General features: G+C 72.2%; 15 protein-coding genes and 1 tRNA gene. 7 read left to right on the top strand and 9 right to left on the bottom strand.

From position 1 onward, the window contains the following. The first annotated feature begins 489 nt into the window (after positions 1–489). On the top strand, positions 490–3,096 hold the full coding sequence (lanKC, locus tag SVTN_RS31775) for a class III lanthionine synthetase LanKC (RefSeq protein ID WP_041132190.1): 2,607 nt from the start codon (positions 490–492) through the stop codon (positions 3,094–3,096). A gap of 373 nt (positions 3,097–3,469) precedes the next feature. Here lanKC and SVTN_RS31770 read toward each other — a convergent pair. Continuing rightward, a tRNA-Pro gene (locus tag SVTN_RS31770) sits at positions 3,470–3,543 on the bottom strand. A gap of 584 nt (positions 3,544–4,127) precedes the next feature. Between SVTN_RS31770 and SVTN_RS31765 the strand changes: the two genes are divergently transcribed. Next, a complete protein-coding gene (locus SVTN_RS31765) occupies positions 4,128–5,336 on the top strand; it encodes an acyl-CoA dehydrogenase family protein (RefSeq protein WP_041132189.1) in 1,209 nt (402 codons plus the stop codon). Positions 5,337–5,415: 79 nt separating this feature from the next. Here the strand turns inward: SVTN_RS31765 and SVTN_RS31760 are convergent, their stop codons facing one another. From SVTN_RS31760 to SVTN_RS31730, 7 genes are all read right to left on the bottom strand, one after another. Beyond that, positions 5,416–5,985, bottom strand: coding sequence for a GAF domain-containing protein (locus SVTN_RS31760; protein ID WP_041132188.1), 570 nt, complete (start codon positions 5,983–5,985; stop codon positions 5,416–5,418). Next, entirely contained in the window at positions 5,982–6,605 is a 624-nt protein-coding gene (locus tag SVTN_RS31755; RefSeq protein WP_041132187.1) for a GTP-binding protein, read from the bottom strand. Before SVTN_RS31755 ends, SVTN_RS31760 begins: the two co-directional genes overlap by 4 nt. Next, positions 6,583–6,954, bottom strand: coding sequence for a DUF742 domain-containing protein (locus tag SVTN_RS31750; RefSeq protein WP_041132186.1), 372 nt, complete (start codon positions 6,952–6,954; stop codon positions 6,583–6,585). The genes SVTN_RS31755 and SVTN_RS31750 overlap by 23 nt, the downstream gene beginning before the upstream one ends. Before the next feature lie 2 nt (positions 6,955–6,956). Then, entirely contained in the window at positions 6,957–7,391 is a 435-nt protein-coding gene (locus SVTN_RS31745) for a roadblock/LC7 domain-containing protein (RefSeq protein WP_041132185.1), read from the bottom strand. A 7-nt stretch (positions 7,392–7,398) separates the two neighbouring features. Further along, positions 7,399–9,345 carry an ATP-binding protein gene (locus tag SVTN_RS31740; RefSeq protein WP_041132184.1) on the bottom strand — a complete coding sequence of 649 codons (1,947 nt, stop codon included), beginning with the start codon at positions 9,343–9,345 and terminating at the stop codon, positions 7,399–7,401. A gap of 742 nt (positions 9,346–10,087) precedes the next feature. Then, a complete protein-coding gene (locus SVTN_RS31735; protein WP_041132183.1) occupies positions 10,088–11,038 on the bottom strand; it encodes a MerR family transcriptional regulator in 951 nt (316 codons plus the stop codon). 83 nt (positions 11,039–11,121) lie between these two features. After that, on the bottom strand, positions 11,122–12,255 hold the full coding sequence (locus SVTN_RS31730; protein WP_041132182.1) for an alpha/beta hydrolase: 1,134 nt from the start codon (positions 12,253–12,255) through the stop codon (positions 11,122–11,124). A gap of 88 nt (positions 12,256–12,343) precedes the next feature. Here SVTN_RS31730 and SVTN_RS31725 point away from each other — a divergent pair, with 88 nt between their 5' ends. The 3 genes from SVTN_RS31725 to SVTN_RS31715 all read left to right on the top strand — a co-directional run bounded on the left by SVTN_RS31725 (position 12,344) and on the right by SVTN_RS31715 (position 13,969). Continuing rightward, positions 12,344–12,910 (top strand): TetR/AcrR family transcriptional regulator, encoded by a 567-nt coding sequence (locus SVTN_RS31725; protein ID WP_041132181.1) that lies wholly within the window; start codon positions 12,344–12,346, stop codon positions 12,908–12,910. Positions 12,911–13,161: 251 nt separating this feature from the next. Further along, positions 13,162–13,536 (top strand): winged helix-turn-helix transcriptional regulator, encoded by a 375-nt coding sequence (locus tag SVTN_RS31720; protein ID WP_425429026.1) that lies wholly within the window; start codon positions 13,162–13,164, stop codon positions 13,534–13,536. A gap of 1 nt (position 13,537) precedes the next feature. Beyond that, positions 13,538–13,969, top strand: coding sequence for a PaaI family thioesterase (locus SVTN_RS31715; RefSeq protein WP_041132179.1), 432 nt, complete (start codon positions 13,538–13,540; stop codon positions 13,967–13,969). Positions 13,970–14,064: 95 nt separating this feature from the next. Here SVTN_RS31715 and SVTN_RS31710 read toward each other — a convergent pair whose 3' ends face one another. Further along, entirely contained in the window at positions 14,065–15,264 is a 1,200-nt protein-coding gene (locus tag SVTN_RS31710; protein WP_041132178.1) for an MBL fold metallo-hydrolase, read from the bottom strand. A gap of 152 nt (positions 15,265–15,416) precedes the next feature. Between SVTN_RS31710 and SVTN_RS46245 the strand changes: the two genes are divergently transcribed. After that, complete coding sequence (locus tag SVTN_RS46245; protein ID WP_281192587.1) at positions 15,417–15,539, top strand: hypothetical protein; 123 nt, start codon at positions 15,417–15,419, stop codon at positions 15,537–15,539. A gap of 10 nt (positions 15,540–15,549) precedes the next feature. Further along, complete coding sequence (locus SVTN_RS31705; RefSeq protein ID WP_052499400.1) at positions 15,550–16,305, top strand: TetR/AcrR family transcriptional regulator; 756 nt, start codon at positions 15,550–15,552, stop codon at positions 16,303–16,305. The last annotated feature ends 149 nt before the right edge of the window (positions 16,306–16,454 follow it).

Below are 16,454 nucleotides of genomic sequence, written 5' to 3'. Positions count from 1 at the left end.
CCTCGCCTCGAACGTCTGCGGTCGGTCTTTCGTCCTGGGCCGGCCGTCTCGCGGGGCCCGAAGGAGCGGCGTCGCCCCCCTCTTTCCTCACTCGATCGAGTGAACGGGGCAGACCATACCCCGGTCGAACGAACACCCCACGTGCACCGCACCAGGCTCAACACATCTGCGTTTCCGCAGGTCAGGTAGTGGTTACTGGTGAGTCGGGCGGACATGAAAGACCCTTCGCCCCGAGTTCGCACCCGACTCGCCGACGGAAGACTCACGGAGTTCCCAGACCTCCTCCACATTTACGGGGCGGTCTTCACGAGCACGCCGGCTCACGCGCGGCCGGGCCGAGCCCGCTCACGGTCGTCCGCCGACACGGTCGAGGCAGTCGGACCCGACCGGTCGCATACCGCCGCCCGAACCGCCTCCGCACCTGCCGGTCCCGGCGTCCGGCGCGCGAGACCGTTGTGGCGGCCCACCACCCCCCTGTGAGGAGATCCCGTGCTCGAAGGCTTCGGCGAGGCGCTCGCGGACCGGGAGTACTACCTGCCGCTGTCCAGCACGGCCGACCCCGGTCCGCGCTTCGCTCCTGGCGAGGTGCCGCCGGGCGTGCGCGGCTCCGCCCAGGGCATCTGGACGGTCTGGGGCGGTCCCCGGACCGGGCTCGCCGAGCAGGGCTGGAAGATCCACGTGTCGGCGCGGCTCGACCGGGCGCAGCACGTGCTCGACACGGTCGCCGGGATCTGCTTCTCCGAAGGCGTGCCGTTCAAGCACCTGAGTGCCCGGCTCTTCTTCCTGTTCCTCCATCACAAGCACGCCGTGCGTGCCCAGGCGGGCAAGTTCTGCGCCGTCTACCCACCGGACACGGCGACCGCCCGCCGACTCCTCGAACGCCTGCGCGACGCGCTCGACGGGGAGGAGGGGCCGTACGTCCTCACCGACCGGCGCTTCCGCGACTCGCGGACGGTCCACTACCGCTACGGCTCCTTCGACGGCGCCCGCAGCCGGCTCCGGGCCGACGGGACCCGGGAGGGGATGGTCCGCGACGGCTCCGGCCGCGAGGTCGTGGACTCGCGGCTGCCCGCCTTCCACCTGCCCGCGGGGATCACGGACCCCTTCGTCGAGCAGGAGGAGCAGCCGCACGCGGGCCCGATCCTGATCCGCGACTACGAGGTGACCCGCGCGGTGCGCCTGAGCAACGCCGGCGGCGCCTATCGGGCCCTCGACCGGCGGACCGGCCGCACCGTCTTCCTCAAGGAGGCCCGTGCCCACAACGGCCTGGTCTTCGACGGGACCGACGCGCGGCAGCGGCTGCGGCACGAGTACGACGTGCTGCGCGAGCTGCACGCGGCGGCCCCGGGGGTGGGCCCGGAGCCGCTGGACCACTTCACGGAGTGGGAGCACGACTTCCTCGTCACCGAGTACGTGGCGGGGCAGCCGCTGGTGGGCTGGCTGAGCCGGTCCTCCCCGCTGGCCCGCGCCGACCGCACGGCCGGGTCCGTCGCCGCGTACTACGAGGCGTGCCGGCGCCTCCTTGCCGCGCTGGACGCCTCGCTCGAGCGGCTGCACGCCGCCGGCTACCGGTTCGGTGACCTCAGTCTGGGCAACGTCCTGGTCACGCCGTCGGGCGGGGTCCGTCTCGTGGACTTCGAGGCGGCCTCGGCGCTGTCCGCGGCCCCGTCGGGGATGGGCACTCCGGGGTTCACGCCGCCGCCCGGCCTGCGCCGGGCCGACACCGATCCGCTGCTGCAGGACCGGTACGGCACGTCGGCGGTCGCGCTCGCCTTCCTGGCGCCGTTCAACGAGGTCGCCGAGCACGCGCCCGCCAACCTCGCACTGCTGCGCCGCGATCTGGCGGACGTGGCTCCGCCGCAGGACCTGTGGCAGCGGGCGACCGCCTTCCACCTGGCGGAGGACCGGGCGGACCGGCCGCGGGACCAGGACGGTCCCGACCGCCTGCCCTCCCCCGTCGAGCTGGACGCCGATCCGCGCGGCTGCCTCACCCGGCTGGCCGAGGAGGTGGCCGCGGGACTGCTTGAGATGGCCGACGCCGGTCGGCCGGACTGGGCCTTCCCGCCGTCGCCCGAGGCGTTCCGGACCAACAACGTGTGCCTGGCCTACGGCACGGCCGGGGTGGTGCACGCCCTGCACCGCGCCGGGGCCGCGGTGCCGGAGGAGATCCGCGAACGGCTGCGCCACGACACGCTGGCGCTGCGCGACGCACTGCCCCCCGGACTGCTCGTCGGCTCGGCCGGCATCGCCCGGGTGCTGGCCGGCCTCGGCCGGCTGGACGAGGCCGTCGACCTGCTCCGGGACGCCGACGGCCACCCGCTCACCGCCTCCTGCGGCACCCTGGCCGGCGGGCGGGCCGGGGTCGGTCTGGGCTGGCTCGCCCTGCACCGGCTGACCGGGGAGAGCAGTCACCTGGAGCGGGCCGCCGCGGCGGGGGAAGGCCTGCTGCGCACCCCCGACCTGCCGGCCGCCCTCGGCGAGCACGACGCCCGCGGCCTGCTGCACGGCCGCTCGGGGCTCGCCCTCTTCCTGCACCGCCTGGCCCGCGACACCGGCGAGGGCCGCTTCCTGGAGGCGGGCCGCCTGCTGCTCCACCAGGAGCTCGACCGGACCTTTCCGCTGGACGACGGCACCCTGTCCCTCTCGGACAACGCGCAGCTCACCCGTGCCATGCCGTACCTGGCCACGGGCGCGGCCGGTCTCGCGGCGGTGCTCAGCCGCTACGTGGCCACCGCGCCGGACGAGCGCTGCGCCGCGGCGCTGCCGCGGCTGGTCGCCGGCATCCGGGTCTCCTGTGCCACGAAGGAGGCGGGCCTGTACCGGGGGCTGGCCGGACTGAGCTGGTTCCTGACCGGGCACGCCGAGCTCACCGGCACGGACGCCGCCCGCAGGGACGCGGTGCGCGCCGCGACCGGCCTGCTGAAGTACGCAGTCCCGTACCGGCGCGGTGTGCGCTTCCTCGGAGCGGGTTCGCAGCGGTTCACCGCCGACCTGTCCAGTGGCGGGGCCGGTGTCCTGCTGGCCCTGCACCGCCTGCTGGCCGGCCCGCTCCTGACGGACCACCACGCGCGTCCCCGACTCCAGGCAGCCGCCTGACGTCACTTGGACGGGCCCCATGACCCCCTCGGCACGGCGGGGAACGCCTCCGTGCCGAGGTGTGCAGTGACCGACCGACACGACCCGACAGAAAGAGGAGATCACCCATGAGCCAGATCCTCGCGCTCCAGACCCTGGACACCGAGCAGGAGGCCCACGCCCTCGTACCCTGCTTCAGCGTCGCCTGGAGCATCAGCGACATCTTCCCCGACCCGATGTGACAGGCCGGTACCCGCCCGGGCCGGGGCCGGTGGTCCTCCCACCGGCCCCGGCCCGGGCGTTGGACCACACGGCTACGAGCACGCGTCCGAACGCACGAAAGGCCGCCCTCTCATGGATGAGAGAACGGCCTCCGACCTGCGTTTCCGCACAGTCGGGACGACAGGATTTGAACCTGCGACCCCTTGACCCCCAGTCAAGTGCGCTACCAAGCTGCGCCACGTCCCGATACCCGTCTGACCTGGGCTTTCCCCTGGCCGGACGCGCATGAGAACAATACCGCACTTTCCCCGGTGGTCACGCACGCGTTTCCTGGCGCCCGGACGCGGAGGGCGCACCGGGGGTGCGGCGCTCACTCTCCGTGATGCGCCCCCGCGCTCCGGAGTACGCCCGCGCGCCCCGCTCCGGCGGCGTGGAAAGGGGGTCCGGCGGGACGGAGTGCGGTGCCACCTGGGCAGGAAGAGGGGCGGGGGGCTTCGGGAATGCCGCCCTTCTGGGGAGGAAGAGGCTCATGTGGCGACATCCGGGAGATCATCGCCCTATGTCAGCACCTTTGTTGCCGTTGGCGTGTGGCAAAAAGATGACCATGGGGAAGGGACTCGGGATCTGCTAGAGCAGGCCAAGACCAGACGAAACACAGTCAGACCCAATCGTCAACCGCACCTGTTTCGGACAAACTTCATGGCGATATTGATCCGTTCCGTAAAGATCAAGAACCATGAAGCGGTCGGCCTGTTCGGGACGGGACCACTGCCGATGCACCACCTGCTCGGACAACCCGCCGAGCAGGCGTTTCGCAGGGGAGGACTCGGATGGACAGCTACTTCAGCAGCCGACTGCATCATGAGCTCAGGGAAACGGTCCGCGACTTCGCGGAGCGTGAGGTTCGGCCACGGATAGCCGAGATGGAGGCCTCGCGGACGGTCCACCACGAGCTGTCCCGCAAGATCGCCGAGCAGGGCTGGCTGGGCGCGACAATCAGCCAGGAATACGGCGGTATGGGCGCCGGCCACCTGGCCAAGACGATCATCATCGAGGAGCTCTCCCGGGTCAGCGGCGCCATGGGCGCCATGGTGCAGGCCTCCCAGCTGGGCACCGCCAAGATCGTCCACTTCGGCAGCGACGAGCAGCGCAAGACCTGGCTTCCCGAGATCGCCGCCGGCGCCTGCCTGCCGACCATCGCGGTCACCGAGCCCGAGTCCGGCGGCCACGTCCTCGGCATGAGCGCCAGCGCGGTCCGGGACGGCGACGACTACATCCTCAACGGCAGCAAGGTCTACGTCGGCAACAGCCACGTCGGTGATCTGCACGGCGTCGTGGTCAGGACCGGTCCGGGATCGAAGGGACTCACCGCCTTCCTGGTCGAATCCGATCGCCCGGGGTTCAGGACCGGTCCGCAGCAGCCGGCCATGGGCCTCCACGGCTTCAGCTTCGGCGAGCTGATCTTCGAGAACTGCCGGGTGCCGGCCGCCAACCGACTCGGCGACGAGGGCGACGGCCTCGCCGTCGCGTACTCCTCCAGCGTGCTGTACGGCCGGGCCAACCTCACCGCCGTCTCGCTCGGCATCCACCAGGCGATCCTGGAGGAGACCACGCGGTTCGCCTCCGAGCGCATCCGCTACGGCAAGCCGCTCCACGACCTGCCCACGGTCAAGCTGAAGCTGGGGCAGATGCAGTCCCGGCTGATGACCGCCCGGCTGGCCGCGTACCACGCCGTGCACCTGCTCGACCAGGGCCTCTCCTGCGACACCGAGCTGATGAACGCCAAGCTCGTCAACGTCGAGTCGGCGATCGACTCCGGTCGCAACGCGATGGAGATCCACGCCGCCGCCGGCCTCTTCACGGACCGGGCCATCGAGCGGTACCTCCGTGACGCGCACCACATCTTCGCCCCGGCCGGCACCTCCGACATCCAGCTCCTCCGGCTGGCCGAGGTCGCGCTCGGCCAGGACAAGGGCAGCTGGTCGGAGCGGCTGTCCGAGCTGGTCCGCACGCCGGCGCTGGAGTCTGTGTACGCCTGACACCCACCCCCACGGGCCGGGAGCCCCGGTACGGCGGCTGCCGTACCGGGGCTCCCGGGCGTTCATGGGACCCGACGGGTCAGAACATGCCGTCCTCACGGCGGTGGATCTGCTCCACGAGCTCCGCCGCCATCGCCTTGATCGTCTCCAGGCCGGCCCGCCCCCACGGCCGTACGTCGGTGTCGACCACGCAGATGGTGCCGAGGGCGACACCGGTACGGTCTATCAGCGGCGCCCCCATGTAGGAGCGGATGCCGATCTCGTCCACGACCGGGTTCCCCGCGAAGCGCGGGTAGTCGCAGACGTCCTCGAGGACGAGCGCCTTGCGCCGCACCACCACGTGCGGGCAGTAGCCGTGGTCACGGGCCATGAAGCGGCCGACGCCGCCGCCCGCGGCGGCCGCGCCCAGGTCGCTGCCGGAGTGGGTGCCCTCGGGGGTGTGAAGCCCCGCGAAGAACTGCCGGTTCTCGTCGATGAAGTTCACCATGGAGAACGGGGCGCCGGTCACTTCGGCGAGCCGGTGGGCGAAATCGTCGAACGCCGGGTCCGGCCGCTCCCCCAGGCCGAGTTCGCGCAGCCGCTGCACGCGGGCGGGCGCGTCCTTGTCGATGGGGGTCAGCAGGAGATGACCGGTCGGGTCGTAGGTCATGGCGTTGCTCCGTAGCTCGGCACGGTGTCCGGGATGGTGGTGAGCAGATGCTGGACGAGGGTCAGCAGGGTGCGGATGCCGGAGCTGGAGATCCGGGCGTCGCAGAGGACGACCGGCACCTCCGGCTTGAGGTCGAGGGCGGCCCGTACCTCGTCCGGTTCGTAACGGTAGGCGCCGTCGAACTCGTTGACCGCCACGATGAACTGGATCCCGCGCCGTTCGAAGAAGTCCACGGCGGAGAAGCACTCCTGGAGCCTGCGGGTGTCGGCGAGGACGATCGCTCCGAGCGCGCCCTCGGAGAGCTCGTCCCACATGAACCAGAAGCGCTCCTGGCCGGGGGTGCCGAAGAGGTACAGGACGTGGCGGTTGTCGAGCGTGATGCGGCCGAAGTCCATGGCGACGGTGGTCGTCGTCTTGGACTCCACACCCTCCAGGCTGTCGGTGGCCGCGCTGACCGAGGTGAGCAGCTCCTCGGTGCTCAGCGGTTCGATCTCGCTGACCGCGCCCACGAGGGTCGTCTTGCCCACGCCGAATCCGCCCGCCACCAGGATCTTGAGCGCGGTGGGGAACGGGTCGGCCGCGAAACTGTCGTGGCGCTCAGAGCCGTTGTCGTAGGCCATCGAGCACTGCCTCCAGCAAGGAACGGTCGGTTGGATTGGCGTGGAAGCGGGGCGCCCGGGCGGTCAGCGCCCCGCAGTCCACGAGGTCGGAGAGCAGGACCTTGGTGACGACGGCCGGCAGCCGTAAGTGCGCCGCGATCTCGGCGACCGAGGTGGGTCCGTCGCACAGCCCGAGGGCCAGGCTGTGCTCGGGACCCATGTGTGCCTGCGGCATCGAGCCGGTCGCCATCACCAGGGACAGCAGGTCCAGGGCGGTGGTCGGCTTGGTCCGGCCGCCGCTCACGGTGTACGGGCGGATCAGCCGCCCGGCCGCGTCGTCGAGCCAGGGTCCTTCCTGATGGGACGTCACGTCTACTGCCCGAGACCGCCCACCGCGCCGGCGGCCTGCCGGGCGGGGGTGACCAGGTACGGCCGGACGCTCTTGACGAGCATCGCCATCTCGTAGCCGAGGACGGCGGCGTCCGCCTCGCGTCCGGCGAGGACGGCCAGGCACGTGCCGGAGCCCGCGGTGGAGACGAACAGGAGGGTGGAGTCGAGCTCCACGACCACCTGGCGGACCTCGCCGCCGTCGCCGAACCGGGCGCCCGCGCTGCGGCCGAGCGAGTAGAGGCCGGAGGCGAGGGCCGCCATGTGGTCGGCGGCGTCGGGGTCGAGACCGTGGACGGATTTCACGAGACCGTCGGAGGAGAGCAGGACGGCGTTGCGGGTGTACGGGACCCGCTGGACCAGTCCGCTGAGCAGCCAGTCGAGGTCCGAGGAATGGCCGGTCGGCACATTGCTCGCCATGGTGCATCTACTCCTTGTGCGCGTCGCCGGCATGCAGCGATTCATGGGGGGTGGGCTGGGATTCGGCGAGGTTGATGCCGCGCTGGAACGCGGCCATCAGACCCGGGTCGTGCAGGGCGTGCTCCTCGGCCTTGCGGGTCACGGGCTCGTCCCGCAGCTGCGGGACGATGTGCTCCTGTGCGCGCCTCTTGGGGAGCAGGGGCCGGCCGTCGTCCTCGGCACGGGGGGCCGGGGGGAGCGGCGAGAGCAGGGAGTCCGGCGGACCCATGTGCTCGGGGCCGACCGGCTGCGCCGGTACCGCGGGGGCGGGACCGGCGTCTCCGTACCCGTTCGACTGCGTGCTCGTACGGGGGTACGGGTGCGAGCCGGGCGTGGGGGCCTCCTCGTACCGGGCGGCGGCCCGCTCCGGGGAGGGCGAGGGTACGGACGGGGGTACGGGGGCGGTGCCGGACGTCCCGCCGACGCCGGGCGTCCCGTTCGGACCGGCGGTCACGGGCGCCTGCGAGTGGGCCGGGCCGTGGGCCGCGACCGGAGCAGGGGCCTGGACCGGGGCCTGGACCGGCGCAGGCATCGGAGTCGGCGTCGGCATCGGGGCCGACATCGGGACCGCGGGCTTGTCCTGCGGCTGCATCTGCACCTGGCCGGGCGGGATCGCCGAGGAACCGGCGGTCGCGGCGGCCTTGCGCTCGTGCTGGGCGAGGCCCTCGGGGTCGGCGCCGAGGAGGCCCTGCGGGAGGACGAGGACGGCCTGGACGCCGCCGTAGATGTTGGACTGGAGGCGTACGGCGATGCCGTGCCGGCGGGCGAGCGCCGAGACGACGAAGAGTCCGATGCGGCCGTCCTGGAGCAGATGCGCGACGTTGACCTGGTCGGGGTCGGCGAGCAGGGCGTTCATCTTGTTCTGCTCGGTGACGGGCATGCCCAGGCCCCGGTCCTCGACCTCGATCGCGAGGCCCGCCGTGACGTACTGGGCGCGCAGCAGCACCGTGGTGTGCGGCGCGGAGAACAGCGTCGCGTTCTCGACGAGTTCGGCGAGGAGGTGGATGACGTCGGCCACGGCATGGCCCCGGAGCGTACCGTCGATCGGGGGTACGAGCTTCACGCGCGGGTACTGCTCGACCTCGGCGATGGAGGAGCGCAGCACCTCGGTCATGGTGACCGGATTCGACCACTGGCGGCGGGAGATGGCGCCGCCGAGCACGGCGAGGTTCTCGGCGTGGCGGCGGATGCGGGTGGCCAGGTGGTCGACGTGGAACAGGCCCTTGAGCAGCTCCGGGTCCTCGACCTCGTTCTCCAGCTCGTCGAGGAGCTGGATCTCGCGGTGGACCAGGGACTGCAGGCGCCGGGCGAGGTTGACGAAGACCTCGACCTTCTGTTCGTTTCCGACGCTGCTGGAGAGCCGCGACGCCTGCACGACGGCTGCCACGGCGGCCTCGTGGGACCGTGTCAATTCCTGTGAGAGCAGGTCGAATTCGTCGCCCGAGGCGGGGTTGGCCGACTGCGCGGGGCGGGGCGGGGGCCCCTCTCCCCTGCGCAGCTGTTCGACGATCGCCCGGAGTTCGCTCTGGCCGCGGGCGCTGGTGCGGCGCAGGGAGTTGCAGCGGTCGAGGACGGCCTTGGCGGCCCGGTCCGCGCCGAGCGCGGCGGCCGTCACGGAGGCGACGGTGAGGGCGGCGGCGCCGGTGAGCGCGGCCCAGAGCCCGGGGGTGGGGCTGGCTCCCGTGGAGCGGATGGTGAAGAGGACGGCCGCCGCCCCGCCCAGGGCCACCGCGACGGCGGGGAGAACTGAGGTGCGCAGGAGTTGGGGGCGTATGCGGGCTTCCGTGGGAAGCGGCGCGGAGGTCTGTGCCGGGGGGTCGCTGTGGGTACCGGTGGCGGAGCGGGCGCCTGGCCGGCCGTGCCGCCCGCCCTCGCGTCGATCGGGCCGCGAGGCGGGTGCGCGAAGTTGAGACATGAGTGTCCTTGGTACGTGCCCAGGAATCGGCGTACTGCAGGGGGTCTACGGGGGAGGAGTGCTACAGACGGGGGAGGACTGATACAGACGTGCGATGAGCCTACCGGTGATCATCAGCCACACACTGTAGTCGTCAACCGTTCATGTGCGGTGCGCAGTTGACAAACTTACCCGTAGAGCGGGCCGGTCTGGTATTACCCTTCGCGCGACAGGCCGAGAATGATCGGCCGAAAGTCGACGTCGCGGCTCGGAGGGGCTCCGTCCGAGCGGGAACGGAAGAGGGCGGAGACGTCCTCACGCCTCCGCCCTCTGCGGAAATCCCCCTCGACCGGAATCCCCCGGAGGAGGTGCGAACCGTCCGGCCCGCTCGTCCCCAGGGGGTGCGGACGGCCTCCGGCGCACCCCGACCCGCACCCGTTCCGGACCCCCGGCCACCCCTCCGGCCCACGCACCCGCCACCGCGACGCCGCCCGGATCCGTCCGCTCCGGGGTCTCACCCGCAAACGACCGGTGACCGTCGGTAAGAGCGGAAGCTCCCCGGCCGGGCGGCGCCGGTACCGACGAACCCGCACGTTGCAGCGGCATCGGCGACGCGGCCGGCCCTGAACCCGCCGACCGGCCACGACACCGTTCCGCACCGTCGGGATCATGGCGACGGTGGCGGTGGGACGGGCGGCGAGGAACCGGTTCCGGTCAGCCGGGTGGCCCGGCCTCGTGGCGGCGGGCGTGGTGCGTGATCGGCTCATCGCCGCGCTGTCCGGGCGCGGAGTGCCGCGGTGGTCCAGGTGAGCGCGGGGGCCAGGCTCTCGGGTGCCGGCCAGCCGTTGACGACGGCCAGCAGGGACAGGTACCGGTCCCGGCGCGGGTCGTTCATCCGGTCCAGCCGGGCGGCGAGGCGCCGGTGGAGGGCAGGGGTGTCCTGGGAGGCCGGGCCGTCGAGGATGTGCGCGTAGCGGGCCGCGAGTGCGGTGACGATCGGCTCCGCTTCGGCCGAGTCCGGTGCGACACCGGCCTCAAGTGCCGGTGTCACCTGGGCTCGTACGGCTTCGGCGAGGATCCGGGGCAGGCCCGTGGCATCACCCGAGGCCCGGTCGACCGCCAGGTCCCGGGCCATGCCGTGCAGCGTGGAGCGGAAACCCTCGTTCTGGCACAGTTCGGCCAGCTCCACCCATGCCTCGATCTGATCGGGTTCGGGGTCGTCGGGCAGCTCGGGGGTCAACGAGCGGATGACCGCCGCGAACGCGGGGTGATCCCGCAGGCCGTCGAACACGGCACCGAGGAAGTCGTCGATCAGAGACTGCCGTTCGGCTTCCGACAGGCGTGCCAGTTTGTGCATGAGGTCCATCTCCTCGGGGGTCGAGCCGCGCCTGACCACCGCCGTCAGCACGGCGCGGCGCTGCCGCAGGACGCGGATCTGCACGTCCAGTGCCTGGGCGTGCGTCGCCGCGACGTCCGCCAGCGAGACCTCCCGGTCCATGACCTTGCGGATCGTGGCCAGATCGACGCCCAACTCCCGGAGGGTGCGTACGAGTTCGATGCGGGCAAGGGCATCGGGGCCGTACCGGCGGTATCCGGCAGGGGTGCGGTCGGTCGGTGGCACGATCCCGGTGTCCGCGTAGAACCGGACGGCCTTCACCGTCAGACCCGTCCGCCGAGCCAGATCACCGATCGAATAGAGCGTCTCGCCGTTCATGCCCCCACCCTCGCGCCTCCCCTTACGGGAGACTCAAGCCGCCAAGGCGAAGGACCTCACCCGGTCCGGTGCGTCGGGCACCTCTAGAGCGACTTCCTCCCCGCCCTCACCCATGTGGCGAAGTCCTCGATGCCGTCGATGAGCGCCTCGAAGCGGAAGGAGTGGAAGAGGTCGAAGGCGTGGTGCGCGCCGGGGAGTTCGACGTACACCACCGGCGAGGTGGAGACGGATCGCAGGGCGGCGACGAGGGCCTTGGGGTTCTCGGTCTCCACCAGCTCGTCCAGGTCGCCGTGCGCGATGAGGAACGGTGGCGCGTCTGCCCGGACGAGGTTCACCGGCGAGGTCGCGGGGTCCCCGTCGAAGTACGCCCCGAGGTAACCGTTGAGCACGATGACGGCGGTCACGGAGGTGTCCGCCTCCTCGAACCCCGGCTGGTAGGAGGGTTCGTCGGGGGTGAGGGCGGCAAGTGCCGCCATGTGTCCGCCCGCCGAACTCCCCGACACGAACACGGCCGCCCCGGGGGCCGCGCCGTACTCCTCGGCGTGTTCGCGCGCCCAGGCGATGACCTTCTTCGCGTCGATCAGATGCGTCGGGTGCGAGAAGCCGGGCCGCAGGCGGTAGTTGGCACTGATGCAGATCCAGCCCTGGCTCGCGAGCCGGTGGAGCAGGGGCAGCGACTGGGTGTTCTTCCGGCCCCGGTCGTAGTGGCCGCCGTGGAAGTGGATCAGCACGGGGCCGCCCTGGGGGCGCGAGCGGTGGTGGTAGACGTCGAGGAGGTTGCGGCGGCCGCCGTCCCCGTAACGGAGGTTGCCCACCCTCCTGACGTCACCGCGGCGACGGAAGAACGGCCGGAGCAGAATGCGCGCCAGTGGCGGCCGGCGGCGCGTGCCCGTACCGGCGCCGAGCGCCTCGTCCAGCGCGAGCCGAACCACGGACGCCGTCCGCATCCCGCGCCGGGCGACCACCACGAGCCCCGCGGCCGAGGCGAACGCCAGCCCGACGGCCGCCCGGTCGGCGCCCGTGGCGATGTCGCCCTCCGCGAAGGCGAGCGCCGTCGATGCCGCCAGCGCGTAGAGGACGACGAACGGCATCTCGTTGAAGACCAGACCGAGCCGGTAACTGAAGAAGAAGAGCGGCTTCGGCCCGCGGATGCGAACCAGACAGAACACCACGATCAGCGCGGCCATCACCGCGGTCACCAGATAACCCACAGCCATCGGAGTCACTCCCCGTCCGTCCCTGGACCCGAGGCACCCCACTTGTGGTACCTCACCTGTGGTACCACGGATGGGGTACTTTGGACAGGTGAATCAGGAAAGACGGGATCGCCTGGGCGACGCGGCCATCGAGGTACTGTCGGAATCCGGCAGCCGGGGCCTGACGCACCGGGCCGTCGACGCCGCAGCGGATGTGCCCCTGGGCACCACCAAGAACTACTTCCCCACCAGAGACGCGCTGTTGAGGGCGACGACGGAGCGCATCATCGCGCTGTACGAGGCGGTCCCCAGACCCGCACCCGTCGACCGGGCAGGCCTGGCCGCCCTGTTGCGCACGCTCCTGGAGCACGTCAGAGGGCCCGGCCGTGTGCGGGTGCTCGCCCTCCTGGAGCTGCAGTGCGAGGCCGCACGGACTCCGTGGCTGGCCACGTCACTCGACGCCTTCGCGGCCGCCGACTTCGCGTACTTCGAGCACGCCCAGCGCAGCGCGGGCCTGCCCGTCACCCCGCAGCGCGCCGCCACCGTCACCATGGCCCTGCACGCCGCACTCCCCCACCTGGTGGCCGAGAGCCCCGCGACGCAGGCGGCGGCCGGGCTCGACGACCTCGAAGGCTTCGTCGACGACCTCCTGAACACGGTGTACGGGGCACCATGAAACGCAGGCCGGACCGGCGCCGCCTTAGGGTCGGCCCGGCCCTGGCGCGGGGCGTGCGAGCCGCCCCCGGCGCGGTCCGGACAGGGCTGGGACGCGGGATCGATACGAGGAGCCACTTCTCACCCCTTGTTCGTCGCTCGCGGCAGCCGGCCCCGCGGACCGCGGCGGGCACCCACCTTCTGCTTCTGTTTTCGAAGCGTCGGCGATGCTAGCGTTTCGGAAACGAAGCACTGGAGGGGTTGTCGGGCGACGTGGCACAGACACCCAGACCGGGGTGCCCGGTCCGCGGTTCCAGCAGCGGCCGCCCGATCATGGCGGCGCTCGATCTGTTCGGGCGGCGCTGGAGCCTGCGCATCGTCTGGGAGCTGCACCGAGGCCCCATAGGCTTTCGCCCCTTGCAGCAGCGCTGCGACGGCATGTCCTCCAGCGTCCTGCGCCGGCGCCTCGTCGAGCTCACCCAGGCGGGCCTCGTCGCGCAGCAGGACGACAGCAGCTACGCCCTCACCGCTCTCGGCGAGGATGCCTACCGCGCCCTGACTCCTCTCGCCCGCTGGGCCGAGGGCTGGGCCGACGCCCTCGCAGGGCAGACCACCCACCACCAGACGAACTCCGAGAACGAGGTGTGACGTGACGGACGCTCCGGATTTGGCCCTCGCGCAGAAGGTGCTCGCGGCCCAGCCGTTCAGCAACCTGCTCGGCGCCCGCCTCACGGCCTTCGGGGAAGGCGAGGCGACGCTGGAGCTCGACATCCGCGACGACCTGCGCCAGCAGAACGGATTTCTGCACGGCGGCGTGCTCGCCTACGCGGCGGACAACACGCTGACGTTCGCCGCCGGTACCGTCGTCGGCGCGCGGCTGCTCACCGCCGGGTTCACCATCGACTACTTGCGCCCCGCCGACGGCGTGCTGCTGCGGGCCCATGCTCAGGTCATACGGGCGGGCCGCTCCCGTGTCGTGTGCCGCTGCGACCTGTCGGTCGTGGACAGCACAGGGGCGGAGACCCTGTGCGCGGTGGCACAGGGAACCGTCGCGGTCCCCGAGCCCTCACCGGGAACCTGACACCCGGGCGCCGAACCCGCCCGGGTGCCAGAGCCGCCTCAGCAGGGGACGCTCCCGTATCGGCACGACCTCGGTGAGGTCCTCACCGACCGACGTCACCTGTCGCCCGCGAGGTCGAGGTCGTCGTTGCGCGCCTCCGCCGCGACCTCGACGCCCCGGGGGCTGCGCCACGGACGCGCCAACGGACGGGACACCGCCCGCCACCACGACTCCCCCGGCAGCTTCCCGCCGGGCTCGAACGGCTCACCGGGCTTCGGGAACGCCACCGCCTGACCGGCCTCCTCGGCCGCGTCCCTCGTGCCCTCACCGGGTTCGGCCCACGGGTGCGGGGCCAGGTTGAAGGTGCCCCAGTGGATCGGCAGCATCACACCACCCGGACCACCGCCCTGGAGGTCCAGATGGGCCCGCATCCCCTCGGCGGGCGTCATGTGGATGTCGGGCCAGAAATCCGAGTAGGCGCCGATCTGGATCATGGTGGCGTCGAAGGGGCCGTGGGTGGCGCCGATGTCCTTGAAGCCGGAGAAGTAGCCGGTGTCGCCGCTGTGGAAGATCCGGTGGGCCGGTCCCCGCACGACCCAGGACGCCCAGAGCGTGTGCTGCTTGTTGCGCAGGCCGCGGCCGCAGAAGTGCCGGGCCGGAGTGGCCGTGAGCCGCAGCTCGCCGATCTCGGTGGACTCGTTCCAGTCCAGCTCGCGCAGGCGGGAGGCGGGCACGCCCCAGTGCTCCAGGTGTGCGCCGACGCCGAGCGGCACCGCGAAGAGCGTATCCGTGCCTGCCAGGGCCTTGATCGTCGGCAGGTCGAGGTGGTCGTAGTGGTCGTGCGAGATCACGACCACGTCGACCGGGCCGAGCTCGGCCAGCGGCACGGGCACGGGGTGGAGCCGTTTGGGGCCCGCGAAGGGGAACGGCGAGCAGCGGTCGCCCCAGACCGGGTCGAAGAGGACCCGGTGGCCGTCGATCTCCGCGAGGACCCCGGAGTGTCCCATCCAGGTCAGGCGCAGACCGGTGGCCGGGGGCCGCGCCAGGTCGGCGAGGGTGGTGGGGTGGACGGGGATCGCGCCGGTGGGGGCGCGGCGCGCGCGTCCCTCCTTCTCGAAGTAGATCTTGGCGAACTCGATGCTCGACCCGGAGGGGCCGCGTCGTGCCGGTTCGGGGTTCTGGAAGATCCCGTCCGCGAAGTTCGGCGAGCGGCGGATCCGGGCGAGACGCTCGCCCGTGGGTTCCGCGCCGAAGGACTCGGGGCGCAGCGCGCGCAGCCGGGCCCGCGGCGAACGGTCGGAGCCGGTACCGGTCACAGGACCTCCTGATCTCTGGGGGTCGTTCCATTATGGGCGGCCCGAGCCGGAGACCGCCGGGCCGGGCGGGAGTACGCGGGGACCCGGGCGTCCGTACGGTGCCTCGGCACCATGGGCGGGGCGACCGTCCTTCCGGACGTGGGCGTGAACTCGTGCGCCAACGCCTGGTGGTGGCGCACGAGCTGCTGCCGGTGATCGCCGAACGCTACGGCTGGTACCGGACCGGCCACGCGCCGAAACCGCTGACGATCATGCCCTTGTCATGTGCTGTGTAGGCTGCACAGCGTGGCGAGAGTGCGGTTGAGCGTGGCCGAGCGGCGGGACGAACTGCTGAGGGCCGCCGTCGAGCAGATCGAGGCACGCGGCGTCGCGGCCGTCCGGATCTCCGACGTGGCCGCCGCGCTCGGCGTGAGCAACGCGCTCGTGCTCTACCACTTCTCCTCGAAGGAACAGCTGGTCGCCGCGGCCTTCACCCACGCGGCCGAGGGCGACCTCGCCCAGCTGCGCCGGCTGCTCGGACGACGCTCCACGGCCGTGCGACGGCTGCGGGCCGCCGTGCGCTGGTACGCCCCGACCGGCCAGGCCAAGGGCTGGCGGCTGTGGATCGAGGGCTGGGCGGTCTCCCTGCGCGACCCGGAACTGCGCCGGGTCGCCGCCTCCCTCGACCAGGAGTGGAAGGCGGCGCTGACCCGGGTGATCGAGGAGGGGACCGCCGCCGGGGAGTTCCGCTGCGCGGATCCGGCCGGGGCGGCCTGGCGGCTCACCGCCTTCCTCGACGGCCTCGCCGTCCAGACGACGGCCTACACCGGCGCCCTCCCGCGCACCACGATGCTGCGCTGGGCGGACGCGGCTCTCTCCCGGGAGCTGGACCTGCCGGCGGGAGCTCCGGCCGGACCGGCGGGGGCGGAGGACCCGGCAGGGCCGGGGAAGCCGACAGGGCCGGCGGAACCGGCAGGCCCGGGGAAGCCGGCAGGCCCGGAGGAACCGGCAGGCCCGGAGAACCCGGCGAGGCCGGAAGACTCGGCAGGCCCAGGGACCTGACAGGCCCGGAAGACCCGGCAGGACCGGAGGGCCCGACAGAGCCGGAGGGCCCGACAGGGCCGGAGAACCCGGCAGGGCCGGGGGAGTCATGCTCCGAGGACGGAGCCGGGCCGCATCCCGACCGGCGGTCGTAGCCGGTCCGGATGCGG

Source organism: Streptomyces vietnamensis, from assembly GCF_000830005.1.
GTDB classification, from domain to species: domain Bacteria; phylum Actinomycetota; class Actinomycetes; order Streptomycetales; family Streptomycetaceae; genus Streptomyces; species Streptomyces vietnamensis.
This window is presented reverse-complemented; position numbering and strand designations above follow the sequence as displayed.